Source organism: Pedobacter sp. AC379 (assembly GCF_979258145.1).
Window position 1 is genome coordinate 3,829,134 of record NZ_OZ409839.1, and the last position, 19,146, is coordinate 3,848,279.

At 38.5% G+C, this 19,146-nt stretch carries 17 protein-coding genes; 8 read left to right on the forward strand and 9 right to left on the reverse strand.

All coding sequences use genetic code 11. The annotated features are described in order from the left end of the window. Positions 1-14: 14 nt before the first annotated feature. Both zwf and pgl read left to right on the forward strand, forming a co-directional pair. Positions 15-1,529 carry a glucose-6-phosphate dehydrogenase gene (gene zwf, locus ACZZZW_RS16730; RefSeq protein ID WP_463495100.1) on the forward strand — a complete coding sequence of 505 codons (1,515 nt, stop codon included), beginning with the start codon at positions 15-17 and terminating at the stop codon, positions 1,527-1,529. Between the two features lie 65 nt (positions 1,530-1,594). Next, on the forward strand, positions 1,595-2,320 hold the full coding sequence (gene pgl / locus ACZZZW_RS16735) for a 6-phosphogluconolactonase (RefSeq protein ID WP_463495102.1): 726 nt from the start codon (positions 1,595-1,597) through the stop codon (positions 2,318-2,320). Between the two features lie 613 nt (positions 2,321-2,933). Here pgl and ACZZZW_RS16740 read toward each other — a convergent pair. The 3 genes from ACZZZW_RS16740 to ACZZZW_RS16750 form a co-directional block, all read right to left on the reverse strand. Beyond that, on the reverse strand, positions 2,934-3,815 hold the full coding sequence (locus ACZZZW_RS16740) for a Ppx/GppA phosphatase family protein (RefSeq protein WP_463495104.1): 882 nt from the start codon (positions 3,813-3,815) through the stop codon (positions 2,934-2,936). Next, entirely contained in the window at positions 3,815-5,875 is a 2,061-nt protein-coding gene (ppk1, locus tag ACZZZW_RS16745; RefSeq protein ID WP_463495106.1) for a polyphosphate kinase 1, read from the reverse strand. Before ppk1 ends, ACZZZW_RS16740 begins: the two co-directional genes overlap by 1 nt. 100 nt (positions 5,876-5,975) lie before the next feature. Further along, entirely contained in the window at positions 5,976-6,605 is a 630-nt protein-coding gene (locus tag ACZZZW_RS16750; protein WP_463495108.1) for a hypothetical protein, read from the reverse strand. A 76-nt stretch (positions 6,606-6,681) separates the two neighbouring features. Between ACZZZW_RS16750 and ACZZZW_RS16755 the strand changes: the two genes are divergently transcribed. From ACZZZW_RS16755 to ACZZZW_RS16770, 4 genes are all read left to right on the forward strand, one after another. Continuing rightward, positions 6,682-7,173 carry a YajQ family cyclic di-GMP-binding protein gene (locus ACZZZW_RS16755; protein WP_463495110.1) on the forward strand — a complete coding sequence of 164 codons (492 nt, stop codon included), beginning with the start codon at positions 6,682-6,684 and terminating at the stop codon, positions 7,171-7,173. A 123-nt stretch (positions 7,174-7,296) separates the two neighbouring features. Then, positions 7,297-7,743: a GNAT family N-acetyltransferase gene (locus ACZZZW_RS16760; RefSeq protein ID WP_463495112.1), complete on the forward strand. Its 447-nt coding sequence runs from the start codon at positions 7,297-7,299 to the stop codon at positions 7,741-7,743. A 58-nt stretch (positions 7,744-7,801) separates the two neighbouring features. Continuing rightward, the gene (locus ACZZZW_RS16765) at positions 7,802-8,398 is read left to right on the forward strand and encodes a DUF4142 domain-containing protein (protein WP_463495114.1); all 597 of its coding nucleotides are present in this window, start codon (positions 7,802-7,804) and stop codon (positions 8,396-8,398) included. Between the two features lie 293 nt (positions 8,399-8,691). Beyond that, on the forward strand, positions 8,692-10,305 hold the full coding sequence (locus ACZZZW_RS16770) for a S8 family peptidase (protein ID WP_463495116.1): 1,614 nt from the start codon (positions 8,692-8,694) through the stop codon (positions 10,303-10,305). 834 nt (positions 10,306-11,139) lie between these two features. Here ACZZZW_RS16770 and ACZZZW_RS16775 read toward each other — a convergent pair. Beyond that, on the reverse strand, positions 11,140-12,186 hold the full coding sequence (locus tag ACZZZW_RS16775) for an NAD(P)-dependent alcohol dehydrogenase (protein WP_463495118.1): 1,047 nt from the start codon (positions 12,184-12,186) through the stop codon (positions 11,140-11,142). A gap of 79 nt (positions 12,187-12,265) precedes the next feature. Between ACZZZW_RS16775 and ACZZZW_RS16780 the strand changes: the two genes are divergently transcribed. After that, the gene (locus tag ACZZZW_RS16780) at positions 12,266-12,643 is read left to right on the forward strand and encodes a hypothetical protein (protein WP_463495119.1); all 378 of its coding nucleotides are present in this window, start codon (positions 12,266-12,268) and stop codon (positions 12,641-12,643) included. 119 nt (positions 12,644-12,762) lie between these two features. On the opposite strand, the gene ACZZZW_RS16785 is transcribed toward ACZZZW_RS16780, so the two are convergent. The 3 genes from ACZZZW_RS16785 to ACZZZW_RS16795 are packed head-to-tail and all read right to left on the reverse strand — an operon-like array spanning position 12,763 to position 16,492. After that, positions 12,763-14,886, reverse strand: a complete 2,124-nt coding sequence (locus ACZZZW_RS16785; protein WP_463495121.1) for a xanthine dehydrogenase family protein molybdopterin-binding subunit — start codon at positions 14,884-14,886, stop codon at positions 12,763-12,765. Between the two features lie 2 nt (positions 14,887-14,888). Then, on the reverse strand, positions 14,889-15,872 hold the full coding sequence (locus tag ACZZZW_RS16790) for an FAD binding domain-containing protein (RefSeq protein WP_463495123.1): 984 nt from the start codon (positions 15,870-15,872) through the stop codon (positions 14,889-14,891). Then, a complete protein-coding gene (locus tag ACZZZW_RS16795; RefSeq protein WP_055913429.1) occupies positions 15,869-16,492 on the reverse strand; it encodes a (2Fe-2S)-binding protein in 624 nt (207 codons plus the stop codon). The genes ACZZZW_RS16790 and ACZZZW_RS16795 overlap by 4 nt, the downstream gene beginning before the upstream one ends. Before the next feature lie 173 nt (positions 16,493-16,665). Between ACZZZW_RS16795 and ACZZZW_RS16800 the strand changes: the two genes are divergently transcribed. After that, positions 16,666-17,316, forward strand: a complete 651-nt coding sequence (locus ACZZZW_RS16800; RefSeq protein ID WP_463495125.1) for a YceH family protein — start codon at positions 16,666-16,668, stop codon at positions 17,314-17,316. Between the two features lie 346 nt (positions 17,317-17,662). Here the strand turns inward: ACZZZW_RS16800 and fabF are convergent, their stop codons facing one another. Next, positions 17,663-18,913 (reverse strand): beta-ketoacyl-ACP synthase II, encoded by a 1,251-nt coding sequence (fabF, locus tag ACZZZW_RS16805; RefSeq protein ID WP_055913423.1) that lies wholly within the window; start codon positions 18,911-18,913, stop codon positions 17,663-17,665. Positions 18,914-18,924: 11 nt separating this feature from the next. Continuing rightward, entirely contained in the window at positions 18,925-19,143 is a 219-nt protein-coding gene (locus tag ACZZZW_RS16810) for a DUF2798 domain-containing protein (RefSeq protein WP_082458882.1), read from the reverse strand. Positions 19,144-19,146: the final 3 nt, after the last annotated feature.

Below are 19,146 nucleotides of genomic sequence, written 5' to 3' on the forward strand. Positions count from 1 at the left end.
AACAACAACATAAAATGAAAAGCAAAACTGCATTAAACCCTACCATTTTTGTAATATTTGGTGGAACAGGTGATTTAAACAAAAGAAAATTAGCACCTGCCCTATATAATTTGTTTATAGAGGGTTACATGCCAAATAAGTTTGCCATTATTGGTACAGGTAGAACCGAATTTACCGACGATAGCTATAAAGCTGCCTTAGAAGATGCCGTAAATCAGTTTTCACGCAGTGGAAAAGTAAAAAAAGATAAGTGGGGCGATTTTACAAAAACAATGCATTACTGCCCAACTGATTTTGCGCAGCCAAAAACCTTCGAAAATTTAAAAGCAGCTGTAGAAAAATATCAAAAAGAATATGGTGCAGGTACACAGGTAATTTTCTACCTCGCAGTTGCCCCTAACTTCTTCCCTATTATTGCAGAATGCTTGCAAAAATACAAACTTACCCAGGATGAAGACAACAGCCGTATTGTTATCGAAAAGCCTTTCGGCCATGATTTAGAATCGGCAAAAGAGCTTAATGCTTTATTGGCTACCATTTTTACTGAAAAACAGATTTACCGTATCGATCATTATTTAGGTAAAGAAACCGTTCAAAATATGATGGCTTTCCGTTTTGCAAATGCCTTGTTCGAGCCTTTATGGAACAGATCGTATATAGATCACGTTCAAATTTCGGTAACAGAACAATTAGGCGTAGGCGATCGTGGTGGCTATTACGAGGGTTCTGGTGCGTTAAGAGATATGATTCAGAATCACCTGTTGCAATTACTCTGTTTAATCGGAATGGAAGCTCCGATTAACTTCGATGCCGACGAAATCAGAAACCGTAAAGTAGAGGTTTTAAAAGCAATGCGTCCTTTTTCTGCTGAAGATATCCGTTTCCATACCGTTAGGGGCCAATACAGTAAAGGCTGGGTAGAAGGCAAAGAAGTTCCGGGCTACCGCCAGGAAAAAGGTGTAGATCCTCACTCCAACACCGAAACTTTTGCAGCAGTTAAATTTCATATCGATAACTGGAGATGGCAGGGCATTCCTTTCTATTTGAGAACAGGAAAACGCTTAAACCAAACTTCATCATTAATTACCATTCAGTTTAGAGATGTACCACATCAGATTTTCTCATCAGGTGTAACCGAAAACTGGCAGCAAAACAGATTGGTAATCAGTATTCAGCCAGAAATGAGTATCCGTATGCAGGTACAGGCCAAAAGACCAGGTTTGGATATGGTGCTAAATCCTGTTGATATGGTTTTCGATTACAAAGGAACTTACGAAGGTGATACACCTGAAGCTTACGAAACCTTGTTACTGGATGCGATGATGGGCGATCAAACGTTATTTATGCGTGGCGATCAGGTAGAAGCAGCCTGGGAGTTGGTAATGCCAATTTTAAATACCTGGGAAAGCAAAAAATCAATCAACTTCCCTAATTATCCTGCCGATAGCTGGGGACCGGAAGAAGCAGAAGCACTTATTGCAAGAGATGGTTTCCATTGGTTTAACCTGCCTTTGAAGAATAAAGAATAAATAAGTTGATGGTTCATGGCCTGATACTCTCTAGCCATGAACTATTAACTATTAATCACTACAACATGAATCTACTCATATATAAAACGTTAGAAGAACTTAATCAGGATTTGGCGGATTATGTAATTAAAATTGCAGAAATGTCTATCGAAGAAAACGACCGTTTTAATTTCGTTTTAACAGGCGGTAGTTCTCCTAAAGCACTTTATCATTTACTTGCTACCGAAGGTCAACATAGAATTGATTGGGAAAAAGTATATTTCTTCTTTGGAGATGAACGCAATGTTCAGGCAGATGATGATAATTATAATGGTTTAATGGCAAAAAAAGCCATTTTAGATCCATTAGGAATTAAAGAAGACAATATTTTTTATGTAAATACAACTTTAGCTCCAGAAAAAGCAGCGATTGAATATAAAAAAGCGATTGACAAGCATTTCAACGGAGAAGACATTGTTTTCGATCTGATTCTTTTAGGCATGGGCGATGATGCACACACCGCTTCTATCTTCCCTCATACTACACTGGTAAAAGATGAAGAAGTAAATGTCGCTTCTGTTTATGTAGAAAAATTGGATACTTACCGGATCAGTTTTACTGCACCTTTAATTAATAAAGCTGATAATGTGGCATTTTTAGTTTTTGGCGAAAACAAAGCTGAAGCATTGAAACATGTAATCGGCGATGAACATAAAGATGTAGATACCTACCCTTCTCAGTTAATTAACCCAATTGATGGTAAATTAACCTGGTTTGTTGATGATAAGGCCGTGTCGCTTTTAGAATCTTAAATAAGCTTAAAAATCTTTCCTATTTTGTGCTGTCGGATGTTTCTGAAACTTAGTAAGAATAAATTTACTAGCAGATAGATACATCTGACAGCACTCACTATTTCGAATGAAGCGCTGTGGAATTTGAATTTATTTCAGGGCCAATTACATATAAATTTATTTCGTAGCAAAAAGATCCTGAAACAAGTTCAGGAGGACGATTTATCTAATACGTGCGTCACCGTCAAAAGTATACGTCACCCTAAAACACGCGCGTAACCCTGAAAAATATGCGTCACCCTGAATTTATTTCAGGGCCTATTATCTTTAAATTTATTTCGTGGCAAAAAGATCCTGAAACAAGTTCAGGAAGACGATTTACCTAATAAACGCGTCACCCTGAATTTATTTCAGGGCCTATAATCCATTAATCATTCAAAGCAAAAAGATCCTGAAACAAGTTCAGGAAGACGATTTACCTAATACACTCGTCACCCTGAATTTATTTCAGGGCCTATAATCCATGATATATACTAAGCCGTAATGATCCTGAAACAAGTTCAGGAGGACGATTTACCTAATAAAACTTCTCGTTCCTCCGTTTCGTTTGAATTGACAATCCAATAACTACAATCTAATCCAGCTTCTCTTCAATCAGCAATTTAATAATCCCATCGGCCATCCCCACTTTAGGCACATAAATTTGCTTAATGCCTGTCCACTTCATTAAAGTTAAATAAATTTCGCAGGCAGGGATAATCACATCCGCACGGTCATGATTTAGTCCTAATGTGTTAATCCTTTCTTTTAATGAATAACTGGTTAATTTGTTATACATCGAATTTAATTTCTGCAAAGATAAAGGCGCGTTTTCCTTTTCGTCAGACATCCGGAATAGCTTATTAATGTTACCTCCAGTACCAATGCCTGCAAGGTGCTTATAAGCCTTTGTGTGCTCTTTCACCCATTCTCTCATCTCATCCCAGGTTTCTTCTTTGTCCTGGTTATCAAGCATCCTGATTGTACCAATGTTAAATGAGCGTGAGGCCTCAGGTGTTCCTTTTACAAAAACCGACAACTCTGTACTGCCACCACCAACATCAATATACAAATAGGTTTTATTTTCGTCCAATTCTTCTTCAATATGATTGGCATATATAATATTTGCTTCGCGCTGCCCTTCAATAATCTCTAAAGTAACGTCTGTTTGTTCTTTAATCAGCTTAACAATATCCTGACCATTGCTAGCCTCCCGCATGGCAGATGTTGCACAGGCCAGATATTCTGAAACATGATAAACATCCATCAGATTTTTAAATGCAGTCATCGTTTTCACCAGATCTGCAGATTTCTTATCAGAAATGTACTGATCCAAAAATGCATCATCACCCAATCTTAAAGGCACACGGATTAAAGTATTTTTCTTGTATTTATATTTTCCGTCCTGTTTACTGATATCGGCAATGAGTAACCTCACGGCATTCGAACCGATATCTATAGCTGCGTATCTTAACATTATGATTGATGCTTGGTTTTTAAATAGTTATAAATGTCTACTTGCGCCCTTATTTTTTTGCTTAACCTGTTTTTATGGTATTTATTGTTATTTAAGGCGTTTATCTGCCGCGATTTTGTATTGTCCTGCAATTGCAGATCGATAATATCCTGAATTTCCTGCTTCACATCATGATCTAAAACCGGAAAACCCACTTCTACACGGTGTTCAAAATTTCGGCTCATTAAATCGGCAGACGATAAATACATATCGTTTTTTCCATTATTGCCAAAAATATACACACGGGCATGCTCTAAAAACTTATCGATAATACTGATGGCTGTAATGTTTTCGCTAAATCCTTTCACACCAGGCACTAAACAACAAATACCACGGATAATGAGTTGAATTTTAACCCCTGCATTGCTGGCATCGTACAGTTTTGCAATAATGCCCTCATCAGCTAAACTATTCACTTTTAACAAGATGTAAGCCAACTTTCCTTGTTTGGCATTTCTTATTTCGCGGTTGATAAAATTAACCAGTTTCGAACGGCTTTCTAAAGGCGAAACGATCAGATGTTTAAAACCTTTGGTTACTGTTCTTTTGCTCAGGGCATCAAAAAGCTTCACCAAATCGTTTGTAATTTCTTTTTTAGCGGTAAAAATACTGTGGTCGCAATATAAACCTGCTGTTTTCTCATTAAAATTACCTGTGGCCAAATTGGCATAATAAACAGGTTTTTCTTTCTCCATTCGTTTTACCAAACAGATTTTAGAATGCACTTTATAATCAGTTAAACCATAATTTACTTTCACCCCTTCTTCCATTAAACGGGTAGTCCAATAAATATTCGCCTGCTCATCAAAACGTGCCTTTAACTCTAGTAAAACCGAAACAGCTTTGCCATTTTTAGCGGCATTAATCAGTGCGTTAATCACCTTAGAATTTTCGGCGAGGCGGTACAAAGTAATCTGTATTTCGGTTACCTTCGGGTCGAGGGCCGCTTCGCGCAGAAACAGAATGATATAATCGTACGATTGATAGGGCAAATTAACCAGGTAATCCCGTTGGGCCACCTTATTAAACATGCTTTGTGTGCGGTGCAGATCGTGTACCTTAAGCGGCACGTTTGGCGCATATTCCAGCTCCTTTTTACCCACATTAGGGAAAGCAATGAAATCGCCGAATTTATGGTAACGGTTGCCTGGAATTAAACTTTCGGCTTCGAGTTTAAGTTTATTTACCAAAACAGTAAGCATATTTAAAGGCATAGCAGAATCATAAAGCAAACGCATGGGTTTCCCCTTTTTTCGCTTTTCCAAACTGCTTTTTAAATCTTCAATAAATTTATCATTGATATTTTTATCAATATCCAGTTCGGCATCACGTGTTAACTGAATCGAATAAGCCTCTAAATTATCGTAGGTAAAAACATAAAAAATATCATCTAAACAATACCTGATAATGTCTTCAGCAAGGATGATAAATTTCAGGTCGTTGGTTTCTGGCAGCACCAAAAACCTTGGCAAATTCGGTGGAATTTCAATTAAAGCATACTTTTCTCTAATTTTTGTATCTTTTTTCGAAAGTTTAACAAAGAAATAAAGGTACCTGTCTTTAAGTTCTGGAAAAGGCTTCTCCATATCCAGCATAATCGGCACTACATTGGATAAAATCTTATCTCTAAAGTGGTTTTTAACAAACTCCCCCCGGCTTACGTTGAGTTGCGTATCATTTAGAATAAAAATTCGGTTTTGCGCAAGTTCATTGATCAAAGTGGCCTGAAAAAGCTGGTCGAATTTTCTTTCCTGCTTTACCACAATGTTTTTGATCTCATTAAGAATTTTCTTGGGATTAAAGCCCAAAAGTGCTTTTGCTTTATCGTTTAAATTCGTTAACCTGGTCATTGTAGCCACACGAACCCGATAAAACTCTTCTAAGTTGGAAGAAAATATTGATAGAAACTTAATCCTTTCGATGAGCGGCACGGTTTCATCGGCTGCTTCCTGCAATACGCGATCGTTAAAGTAAAGCCAACTTATCTCTCGGTTAAAAAATGGGATCTTCTTATTGCTCATTTAAAAAAATAAAAAATCCCTGCCATAACAGGGATGTTCAAAACTGCACATTAATTTGTTAAATCGATGTTAATTCATCCACGCTTTAATGTTAACAAATCTATTTTTTAACTGGTGTTTTCACTTCTTTCTTAACCGCTGGCGCAGCTTTAGCTACTGTTTTTTTAACAACCGAAGTTGCTTTTTCTGGTGTAGCCACAGGTGCTACAGCTTTTTTAACAGTTGCTGCTGCTTTTGCCGGGGCTTTAGCTGCTGTAGTTACTGCTTTTTTAGCTACAGATGGCGATGCTGCTACGGCTTCCTCTACTGCTGCAACTGGCTTTGCCAATACTTTTTCTGCCTTTTCTTCTGTTTCTATGGCAGCTACCTTAATGCTCTGTACCACAGGTTTGGCTTTTGCAACTGCCTTTTTTACCACTTTTGCTGCAGATTTCTCTGCCTTTGTTGTTGCCTTAACAACTGGTTTTTTAGCCTCTTTTGCCTTTTCTTTCGAGGCATGTAATAAATCATCAATTTTCTGACCAACATCGGCCTTAACGATTGTGAATTTTTTAGTTAATTTTTTGGCCACACGCTTACTTGCTTTCCCAACCTCTGTGCTAATTTCAGATACATCATGACCTAAGCTTTTAATCACATCCAGAAACTTATCTGTAATAGATTGCTCCAATTGTTTCTTAACTTCTTTTTTGGTGATTTTTTTTTGAGACTTCGGCTTAGTGGTTTTCATATTATTTTTCGTTTTTTTGTGAGGATGGATTAATTTCTATTAAATCTACTTATTTTTTTACTTTAAAGCTAAAACCATGCCTTCTTTTGATATAGTAAGTAAAGTTGACGCGCAAACATTAGACAACGCGATTAACAATGCTAAAAAGGAAATTTTAAACCGATTCGACTTCAACGGCTCAAAAAGCACCATCGATCTGGATAAAAAAACAAACGTTGTTACCATCGTAACCGAAGATGATATGCGTTTAAAAGCCATCGAAGGTTCTATTATTTCGCGAATGATGAAACAGAATTTAGATCCAAAAAGTCTCGATTTTGGTGATGAGCACCAGGCTTCTGGCAACATGATCAGAAAAGAAATCAGCATTAAAGAGGGCTTGGATAAAGAAGCCGCAAAAAAAGTTGTGGCAAAAATTAAAGCCAGCGGATTAAAAGTGCAGCCATCAATTATGGATGATCAGGTTCGTGTTACAGCAAAGAAAATTGATGATTTGCAAGCTGTAATCAATCTTTGCAGAAATGAAGATTTTGGTCAACCCCTGCAGTTTATAAATATGCGTAACTAATAAGGTTAATTGCGTAAACTGGTAAATCGGTTACTTATCCATGCGATAAGCCTATCATATGATTAACCAGTAAACTGATTTACGATAATCAACTTTTACAATTAAACGGCAATCAGCATCAAAATGGAAATCAGCGAAAACGGATTCATATTTTCAGATAATAAAGCGCATTTGGATATTGAAGCCATACACCAATATTTGAGTGAAGAATCTTATTGGGCAGAAGGCATCCCGCTTGCAACGGTAAAACGTTCTATAGAAAATTCATTGTGTTTTGGAATTTACAAGGGCCCTGAGCAGGTTGGTTTTGCAAGGTGGATAACCGATAAGGCTACTTTTGGCTGGCTTTGCGATGTGTATATCAAAGAAACTTACCGCGGTTTGGGTTTATCAAAAAAATTGATGTCATTTATGATCTTCCACCCCGATTTGCAGGGTTTAAGACGTTATCAACTGGCTACTTTGGATGCGCATGGTTTATATGAACAGTTTGGTTTTTCACACATCCAAAATCCTGAAAGACAAATGGCTATCGCCAATCCGAACATCTATAAACAAGTGCAGGATTAACGGTAAAAACCTTTTTTAAGTTCTTTTGTTTTCAATACACATCAAAATAAAAGAAAACATGAAAAAGATATTTCTATTGTCTACAGCCTTTGCCTTGGCCATTTCTTTCCAGGCTTGCCAAACTGCGGATAAAAAATCAGCAACTACAAAAGACAGTGTTTCGGGCGATACCACCATGGTAAACGGAAACCATGTTGCTGGTGCAGAAACCACAGAAACTGGGGTTGACGAAGCTGGAGCAACCTTTTTAAGAAAAGCAGCCGTTGGCGGTATTATGGAAGTTGAAGCAGCAAAGATTGCTCAAAAAAATGCCAAAAGTGCCGAAGTGAAAGATTTTGCAGCTAAAATGCTGGCCGATCATACCAAAGCAAATACCGAGTTGAAAGCTTTGGCTGTAAATAAAAAGATCATTACTCCTGATGCACTTCCGGCCGAAGATCAGATCCACATCGATGCAATGAAAAAAATGACTGGAGCAGCCTTTGATAAACATTATATGGATATGATGGTTACCGACCATGATAAAACCGTTGCACTTTTTAAACAGGGAACTGAAAACCGCGATCAGGCAGTAAAAACCTGGGCAACCAATACTTTAACTGTAATACAATCGCATGATGAAATGGCCAAAAAAATTGTGGTCAATTTGAAGTAGATCGTAGTATTTATATAGATGAAAATCCTGAAAAACGTTTCAGGATTTTTTTTTAACCCAAATTTCTTTCATTTAGGCGCAGGCAGGCATTACCCTGATTCGATAGCTATCGGATTTATTTCCGGATATATTTTGCATAAAAGACGCTTAAATAAATTGAACATGACGATCTCATTTAAGAAAAATAAAATCGGAATCAACAACAAAACATGCCAAAACCATTATTTTTAATACATTTTCTTTCAATAAAAAAATTAAAATTAACTTTCGACGTTTAATACAAAAATACATAAATGAATAAGAGTAGAATTTTTAGCGCCCTTATAAGTGCAGCCTTCTTAAGTGCGTTGCCAACTTTAGCCAATGCGCAAAAAGCCAACTGGCAAAACCTTGACCTTAAAAGTGATACCACTTTTGGGATCAGTACCGAAAAAGCTTATAAAGAACTTTTAAAAGGTAAAAAATCAGTAAAAGTTATTGTTGCAGTTAATGATGGTGGTGTTGAAGCTACGCATGAAGACCTGAAAAAGATTATGTGGGTTAATACCAAAGAAATAGCGGGCAATGGAAAAGACGATGATAAAAATGGTTATATCGACGACATTAACGGTTGGAATTTTATTGGTGGACCAAAAGAATCCGTAAACTTCGAAACACTGGAGTTAACCCGTTTAGTACGTCGCGATCAGGCTCGATTTGCAAATACTACGGATGCAAATGTTGCTGAAAAAGATAAAAAAGATTGGGAAGTTTTTAAGGCGGAACGAGCAGATTTAGAAAAACAATTGGCTGAAGCTAAAGAGAATCTTGCTGGCATAACTAGCTTTAAAACCGCTTTAGATGCTGTGGTAAAGAAAATTGGTAAGGAAAACCCAACTATCGAAGACTTTAAAAACTTTAAACCAGCTACAGAAATTGAAGACAGAATTCAGGGTGTGTTAACCCAACAGCTTGAAAAAGGCAGCTTTAAAGATTTTTATGAAGATCAGATTGTTGAAGGTTTAGACTACTATACCCGCCAGGCCAATTACAACTTAAATCTTGATTACGATCCTCGTTCCATAGTTGGTGATGACCCGAACAATGTAAAAGAGAAATTTTATGGCAATAATGATGTAGCCGGACCTGATGCCATGCACGGTACGCATGTAGCAGGTATTATAGCTGCTGATAGAACCAATAAACTTGGTATTTTAGGTGTGGCTGATAATGTTGCCATTATGGGTGTGCGTTGTACGCCAAATGGTGATGAAAGGGATAAAGATGTTGCTAATGCCATCCGTTATGCGGTAGATAATGGTGCAAAAGTGATCAACATGAGTTTTGGTAAAGCTTACAGCTGGAACAAGGAAATTGTAAACGAAGCGATGAAATATGCAGCTTCTAAAGATGTATTAATTGTACAGGCAGCTGGTAACGAAAACAAAAATATTGATGTAGAAAACAACTTTCCTAACCATAAAGATTTAGACGAAAAAACCATTGCTTCATGGATCACTGTTGGTGCTTCTGGTCCGAAAGATGATGAAACGCTTAAAGCAAGCTTCTCTAACTTTGGCAAACAACAGGTTGATGTTTTCGCTCCTGGTGTTCAGATTTATTCTACCGTGCCAGGCTCTAAATACAAAAATCTTGATGGAACCAGTATGGCCTCTCCTGTTGTAGCTGGTTTAGCTGGTTTAATCCGTTCGTATTATCCAAAATTAACGGCAGCACAGGTTAAAGAAATCATTGTTAAATCGGTAACTAAAGTGAACCACAATGTGGAGTACGCAAAAGGTGAAGAGCCTGGAGCAGAAAAAGTTTCGGTTCCTTTCTCTGATCTTTGTATTAGCGGTGGTATCGTAAATACTTATAATGCATTAAAATTAGCAGCAACATACACTGGTAAAGCAACTGCAAAGTAGGTTGATTTTTTTTGCCACGGATGACAGAGACACTGAATATCCTATGAGTATCGTCATTGCGGGAAAGGCTTTTTCAGCCGACGAAGCAATGACGATAGTTTTACTGAAGTCTACATCGTCCTCGTTTGTAACGAGGATGTACGAGTAAAGCGATTTTATCGCTCTTAAATGAATTATTTTCACATTGCAAATGCGGGCCTCAAAAATCCTCGTTACAAACGAGCACTATCTAAGACAACCTATCAATAGTAGGTTGATTTTTTTTTCCACGGAATCACAGAAACACGGAGTATCCTTTGACTATCATCATTGCGAGGAGGCTTTTTCAGCCGACGAAGCAATCTTCTACATCGTTATCGTTTGTAATGAGGATGTACGAGTAAAGTAATTTTATCGCTCTTAAAGGAATTATTTTCGCATTGCAAATGCGGGCCTCATAAATCCTCGTTACAAACGAGGACTATTAAAGTTTTTCAGCCGACGAAGCAATCTTCTACATCGTTATCGTTTGTAACGAGGATGTACGAGTAAAGCGATTTTATCGCTCTTAAAGGAATTATTTTCGCATTGCAAATGCGGACCTCAAAAATCCTCGTTACAAACGAGGACTATCTAAGACGACCTGTCAATAGTAGGTTTATTTTTTGCCACGGAATCACAGAAACACGGAGTATTTTATCTCAATTTGTCATTCTGAGCAAGTCGAAGAATCTTCCAGCCATTATTTACTAAAACAAAAAAAGCGTCCTGATGTAAAATCAGGACGCTTTTTTATATAACATTCGGAGAAGTCATTTTGATAGGCATATTGCCCATTAAACTTGACTTCTCTATTTATACCGTATCCATATCAATTACAAAACGGTATTTTACATCGCTGCTTAATACCCGCTCATAGGCTTCGTTAACGTAGTTGATATTGATTACTTCGACTTCTGAAACAATATCATGTGCGGCACAGAAATCAAGCATCTCCTGTGTTTCTTCAATCCCACCAATACTCGAAGCGGTTAAAACCCTGTTGCCATGCATTAAACCAGAACCTGGAAATTTTATCGGCTCGGCAGGTATGCCAACACAGATATGTACACCGTTAACATTTAATAACTTAAAATACATTTCGTAATCATGCGGTGCAGAAACTGAATCGATGATAAAATCGAAATGTTTGGCGTATTTCTTCAACTGTTCAGGATCTTTGGTGATCACAAAGTTATGCGCGCCTAATTTTCTTGCATCTTCTTCTTTTGATGGCGAAGTACTTAATACCGTAACTTCTGCACCAAAAGCGACAGCAAATTTAACTGCCATATGGCCTAAACCGCCTAAACCCAATACTGCAACTTTATGGCCTTTGGTAATTCCCCATCTTTTAATTGGCGAATAGGTAGTTATACCAGCACATAACAATGGTGCTACACCCGCTAGTGGAAGGTTATCGGCAACGTGTACCACAAATTCTTCTGTACAAACAATCTTATTTGAGTAACCACCATATGTTGGCGTAGTTTTATCTCTTTCAACACTATTATACGTCCAAACGGTTTCTCCTTTTTCACAAAACTGTTGCTGGCCGCCTTTACAGGTTGGGCATTCTTTACAGCTATCAACCATGCAACCAATACCAGCAAGGTCGCCAACTTTAAATTTTGAAACAGCAGATCCCACTTCTGTAATCCGGCCTACAATTTCATGTCCCGGAACCATCGGATAACGGGCAGGTCCCCATTCGCTCCTCACCTGATGAATATCGGAATGGCAAATGCCACTAAACAAAATCTCAATTAATACATCTTTCGGCCCAACATTCCTTCTTTCGAAATTCCATGGAGCCAATTTATCAGTTTTGCTGTGAACAGCATATCCTTTTGCAGCTATCATAATATCTTAAATTTTGCCCAAATCTAGGAGATTAACATTTAGGCTTCGTCATAGCCGGTTCATTTCAGCAGGTGCCATTTTGTTGCAATTAATCTATAAATACCGCTATGGATTCTATTTTACTGCCCCCGCTTTTTATATTAATGCCCCCGCTTTTTATATTGATGCCCCCGCTTTTTATATTGATGCCCCCGCTTTTTATATTGATGCCCCCGCTTTTTATATTGATGCCCCCGCTTTTTATATTGATGCCCCCGCTTTTTATAATGATGCCCCCGCTTTTTATAATGACGCCCCCGCTTTTTATAATGACGCCCCCGCTTTTTATAATGATGCCCCCGCTTTTTATAATGATGCCCCCGCTTTTTATAATGATGCCCCCGCTTTTAATAATAACGCCCCTGCTTTTTATATTATCGCCTGTGCATTCACTAATCACGCCCCTGCTTTTAATTAAATCAATTTAATAGCATCATAAACATCATTTCCTGGGGCAAAGAGCAATCTTTTCCAGGTATTACCAATAGTAAGGCAATAAAAATTTGCTTCTTAATAATATACCGGTAACTAAATAAACTACGCTAATATCTTATCTGGTGTAATTGGTAAAGTTCTGATTCTTTTCCCTGTTGCATTAAAAACTGCATTTGCTACTGCGGCAGAAAAGCCGATTAAAGCAATTTCGCCCATACCTTTTGCACCCATTGGGTTGATGTATGGATCGGGCTTATTGATAAAATTAACATCGATTTCTGGCACATCAGCATTTACCGGAACATGGTAATCGGCGAAGTTATTATTAATGTATCTTCCATAGCGGTGATCAACAATCGATTCTTCAGTTAAAGCCATTCCAATACCCCCAACAGCACCACCCAGCATTTGACTGCGGGCCGTTTTAGGACTAACGATTGTACCAGAATCGCCCACTGAAACAATTTTACTTACTTTAACCACACCTGTAAGCGAATGCACTTTAACCTGAACAAAATGAATTGAAAAAGAATACATTGAGTAATTGTCGCGCTCCTTTCCTCCCTGGCTTTCTTTGGTTACCTCTATCTGAGGAAGGTTATTTTTTTTCAGTACATCAACAAAATTAGCTGTAGCATCCATATTTGAATTTGCTGCTAACTCTGCAACCGCTGATTTTAAAGCCACGCAAACATCGTTTACAGCCGAACCAACGGTAGAAAGTGTTGCCGAACCACCCTGGCTTGGTGCAGGCGGCAATGATGAGTCGCCAAGTTCGAAAGTGATTTTATTTACCGGGATGTTCATCACTTTATTTGCAATTAAAGTCATACCAGTACCTGTACCAGGCCCAATATCACTTGTTGCACTTTGCAACAGTAAAGAGCCATCTGCTTTCAAAATCCCTTTAACACTGGCCTTACCTCTATTCGCATTAAATACACCCACACTTACTCCATAACCCGTTTGCCATGGCCCTTCAGTTAAACTTCCCGGCTTATTTTTTCTATTGTTCCATCCTATTTTATCAGCACCAATTTTATAAGCTTCTTTGATATTCTTACTCGAAAAAGGTTTGTTTTTTTGCTGATCGGTTTCCGGATCATTTTTTATTCTGAAATCCAATGGATCCATATCCAAAGCGTGTGCCATTTCATCAATTGCACTTTCGAGAGCAAATGCCCCCGTTGCTTCGCCCGGTCCGCGCATCCAGATCGGTACACCAAGATCAACCGGTACAATGGCATAAGATGTATTTACATTATCACACTGGTACATAAACTTGGCCATGTTTACCACTCCTTCAGTAAAATTCTCATAGCTGGATGTTTCGCCATATGCCCTGTGGGTAATGCCGGTTAGTTTACCATCTTTATTTGCACCTAAACCAATGGTTTGTATTGCAGCTGGCCGGTTACCAACCATTGTAAACATCTGCATCCTTGTAACCACAAGCTTTACTGGCTTACCAATGTGTTTCGAAGCCATTACAGTTGCAATTTCCAATGGCCAGGTACGCAATGCCATACCAAAGCCACCGCCCACAAATTCTGAGTTGACCTGGATATTTTCCATCGGGATTTTAAAAACATTGGCTATTGTGCCCTGAGTAGCTTTTACCCCCTGTGTTTTAGCATAAACGGTTAATTGGTTATTTGGCCGCCAATCGGCAATGATGCCATGGAGCTCCATTGGGTTATGTGTTTCAATGGGTAAAAAATATCTTTCTTCTACCTTTACTTCTGCCGTTTTATAAGCGTTTTCGATACCGCGCTTGTAATCAGCCTGACCTTGAAATTTTTTCGCTTTCGGATCTTTTAAAGCCTTTTCGAAATCGGTATTAAATTCTTCCTTTGCATACGTTGCTTTAACCAGCGAAGCCGCATAAGTTGCCCTTTCGAAGGTATTGGCCACTACAATGGCAATCGGCTGGCCGTTATAAAAGATTCTATCTGTATAAAAAATCTTCATCTGTGGTCCGCCCTCCTGCTCGTAAGCAGCTGCAGATGGTTTGTTAAGGTGCGAAACCACGGAAATAACACCCGGGGCTTTTTCTGCTGCTTTGGTATCCAATGCCGTAATTTTACCCTTGGTTATGGTACTTGTAACCAAAACACCATATGTTAGGCCGGGCAGTTCATATTCGGCAAAATATTTAGCTTGTCCGGTAACTTTTAAAAAGCCATCTACACGGTCGTTATCGTCTTTTAAAATTCTCTTTTCCATAACTAAGCTTTCGATTTTGCAAGATTTAAGGCCTCGATAATTGTATTTGGTGCAAGTTTAAGTTTGAAATCGTTTCCGCCAAATCCTTTGGCATCTTTCATGGCCAACTGAGCAGCCTGTTCAAAATTGGATTGGGTAGCTTCCTTTCCTTTTAAAAAACTCTCGGATGCCGTTAAGCGCCAGGGTTTATGTGCTACACCTCCCATAGCCAAGCGTACATCGGTAATTTTATTATTGTTAATTTCGAATGCTGCAGCTACTGATACCAGTGCAAAGGCATAAGATGCACGATCTCTGACTTTAAGATAATGGTAGTTTTTAGCAAGATTATTTGTCGGAATCTCCAATCTGATAATCATTTCATCTGCCTTTAAGTTATTGTCTAACTGGGGCATATCTCCGGGTAAGCGATGAAAATCTTTAAATAAAATTTTACGTTCTCCTTTACTGTTAGCCAGCACAACTTCGGCATCTAAAGCAATTAAAGCCACGCACATATCGCTAGGATGAACGGCAATACACTGTGCTGAAGTTCCGAAAATTGCATGCATGCGATTAAAACCTTCCATGGCTCCACAACCTGTACCTGGCTGGCGTTTATTGCAAGGCATTTCAGTATCATAAAAATAGCCGCAACGGGTACGCTGCATCATGTTACCACCAACAGTAGCTACATTTCGCAATTGTGCAGATGCACCTGCCTGTAAGGCCCAAGAAAGTAAAGGAAGCTTTTCTTTAATCAATGCGCTATCTGCCACGGCTGTGTTTGATGCCAAAGCACCTATATGGATTTTAGTTCCTACCTGTTCAATCTGTTTCAGCGGAACGTGGTTAATATCAATAAGCTTTTCGGGTGCCGAAACCCCTCTTTTCATTAAATCGATAAGGTTTGTACCACCGGCCAGGAACTTTGCATTTTTATCCTTTCCCAATAAAGCAATTGCAGATTTTGCCGTGGTTGTTCGTAAGTATTGAAAATTGATCATACTGTTGCTCCTCCTTCCTTAACTTCAACTATTGCATCAACAATGTTTGGGTAAGCTCCACACCTACAGATATTTCCACTCATATATTCACTTATTTCTGCTCTCGAATTGGTATGCCCTTCGCGTACACAGGCCACCGCCGACATAATTTGCCCCGGCGTACAGTATCCGCATTGAAAACCATCGTGTTTAATAAAGGCAGCCTGCATAGGATGCAAGGTATCCCCATTTGCCAAACCTTCTATTGTAGTAATCTTTTTGCCTTCATTCATTACGGCCAAACTGAGGCACGAATTTACCCTTTGCCCATCAACATGAACGGTACAAGCACCGCACTGCCCATGGTCGCAGCCCTTTTTAGTTCCCGTGAGGTGCAATTCTTCACGCAGGTAATCCAAAAGCGTTACCCTTGGCTCTACCGAGGTTTTATAGGCTTTATTATTAACCGTAAGGTTTAGGGGAATTTTCTCAAACAGCTCGGCAAAACGTTCATCAGCATTGTTTTCTGCAGCCTTTACTGCAACGCCAGGTGTTAAAGCAATCGCAGTGATCACAGAGCTTTTCTTAAGGAAATCGCGTCTGCTATCGCCCTGATTTGGTTTCTGATCAGAAGATTTCATAATTTAATATTTAGATAAGGGATTTTTTCTAAGTTCGCAATTCTAAACCTCAAATTTTAGTAAATCAGAAATTTAGAATTGTTCTATTCAGTAATATTTTCATATAACTCATTAAGCGTAAACCATTAGCAAAATAATTTTTAAAATCTTCAACCAATGTATACTTTTATAAAATGGACAATGTAAAACCACTACCCGATTTATCAGCAGAAGAGCAACGTGTTTTAGGTGCGTTAATAGAAAAAAGCAGAACTACGCCCGACTATTACCCAATGACTTTAAATAGTTTAACGGCTGCCTGTAACCAAAAAAGCTCACGAAATCCAGTGGTAAATTACGATGAAGAAACCATTTCCTTAACCCTGAACCAACTTAAAATAAAAGGCTTAATATCCACTGCTACAGGCGGCTCGAGCAGGGCAACTAAATACAAGCATAATCTTGCAATAGCATATCCTTTAGTGCCTTCCGAATTGGCCATTATCTGTTTATTACTTTTACGTGGACCGCTAACGCCAGGCGAAATTAACAGCAACTCAGGAAGGTTGTATGAATTTGAAAGCATTGAAGAAGTTCTGGAACAACTTCAAAAATTAGCCGATGAGGAACCTGCCTTTGTAAAGCAACTGGCTAAAAAAGCCGGACAAAAGGAAGCCCGTTTTATTCATCTATTGGGTGAGCAGGCCGAAACCACTACTGAGCCAGAAACTGATGTAACTGCACCCGCAACCTTTGATTCAACTGAACTGGAAAACAGGATAGAAAAGCTGGAACTTGAATTAGAGGAATTAAAAGAACTGGTTAATTTACTGATGGATAAGTAGTTCATTTGTTCACTAACAATGGTTCATTGTTTTTAACCCATTGGGATAACCTTAAGCGATTATCAGTCTGAGCGTAGTTGAAGGCTATTATATTACATTTCAGTGCTTCTTTGTTTCCGTGGAAGAAAATTATTAGCGTCTTAGCGAGACGCCGAGAACAGTATAAAATTTTTTAGTGATCGTCATTCTTACGCAGGTGGTAATCTTAAAGCTTGTTGCATTACAATTCCCAATCAAGTTGAAAATGACGCATCGACTCAAAACAAATCTAAAACAAAAAAAGTGCTTGGTGATTAACCAAACACTTTATAAGTCCCTAATTAAACAACTAGGAACAACAAATCAATTAAGCCTCGTACTTTTTAAAAATCGTACTGGCCGTATGTCCACCGAAACCGAATGTGTTGTTCAAAACATAATTTATTTCTTTTTCAATCGGTTCTCCCAACACAATATTCAATCCTTTAGGGATACTTTCATCTAAATTTTTGGTATTAATTGTTGGCGGAATAACATTATCCCTAATGGATAAAACACTAATTACACTTTCCACTGCTCCGGCCGCACCAAGCAGGTGACCTGTCATCGATTTTGTTGCACCAATTACAACTGGCAATCCATTAAAAACTGTATTAATTGCCTGTAATTCACTTAAATCACCCAAACCAGTTGAAGTAGCATGTGCATTGATGTAATCAATTTTATCAGCCGTAATTCCTGCATCTTTTAAAGCTTTTGTCATCCCTAAAGCAGCACCTATTCCATCAGGAGGTGTGCCGGTTAAATGATAAGCATCAGCAGCCATTCCACCACCAATAATCTCTGCATAAATGTGCGCACCACGAGCCAATGCATGGTCTAGCTCCTCTAAAATAAGGGCACCTGCACCTTCACTCATCACAAAACCATCCCTATCCTTATCAAAAGGTTTGGATGCACCTTGTGGATCTTCATTATTTTTAGACAATGCCTGCGCTGCATTAAAACCTCCTACTGATGATTTCGTTAATGCAGCTTCTGAGCCACCGGCAATCATTACACTTGCTTTACCTAATCGAATGGTATCAAAAGCATTAATAATAGCTGTATTTGATGATGCACATGCAGATACGGTACAATAATTAGGGCCACGCAACTTATGACGGATAGAAATGGCCCCTGCTGCGATATCTACAATCATTTTAGGAATAAAATATGGATTGAACCTTGGCGTTCCGTCTCCTGCATGAAACTCTTCCAATTGCGCCTCAAAAGTACCAATACCACCATTACCAGTGGCCCAAATTACCCCAACTTCAGCAAGTTCATCATTACTCATTGTACTAAAATCCAATCCTGCATCTGCAATCGCCTGATCGGTTGAGCCAATTGCATACTGCGTAAAAAGATCGTACTTTTTGATTTCTTTTTTCTCCAGGTATTTTTCAGGATCGAAACCCTTCACTTCACCAGCAAACTGCGTTTTAAACTTACTCGAATCAAATTTTGTAATCGGGCCAATGCCACTTTTTCCGGCTAATATTTGTTGCCAAAACGTTTCTACACTATTGCCTAAAGGGGTTATAGCGCCCAAACCTGTTACTACTACTCTATTCATTTTAATAATTTTTAGTCAACATTCCTGAATAAATAATCGACCAATGATTGTACGCGTGGGGAAATAATTAATATGGCAGGAATGGCCACGATATAAGAAATGCCCCACGATTTTAACCAAACCCTCATAAAAGCCGATGTAAATCCAAGATTAACACTTATCGCCGCGAAAGTAACTATTCCTGTAGTAAAAACCGCCATAATAAATGCAAATGCCACCTTCTTTTTCATTCC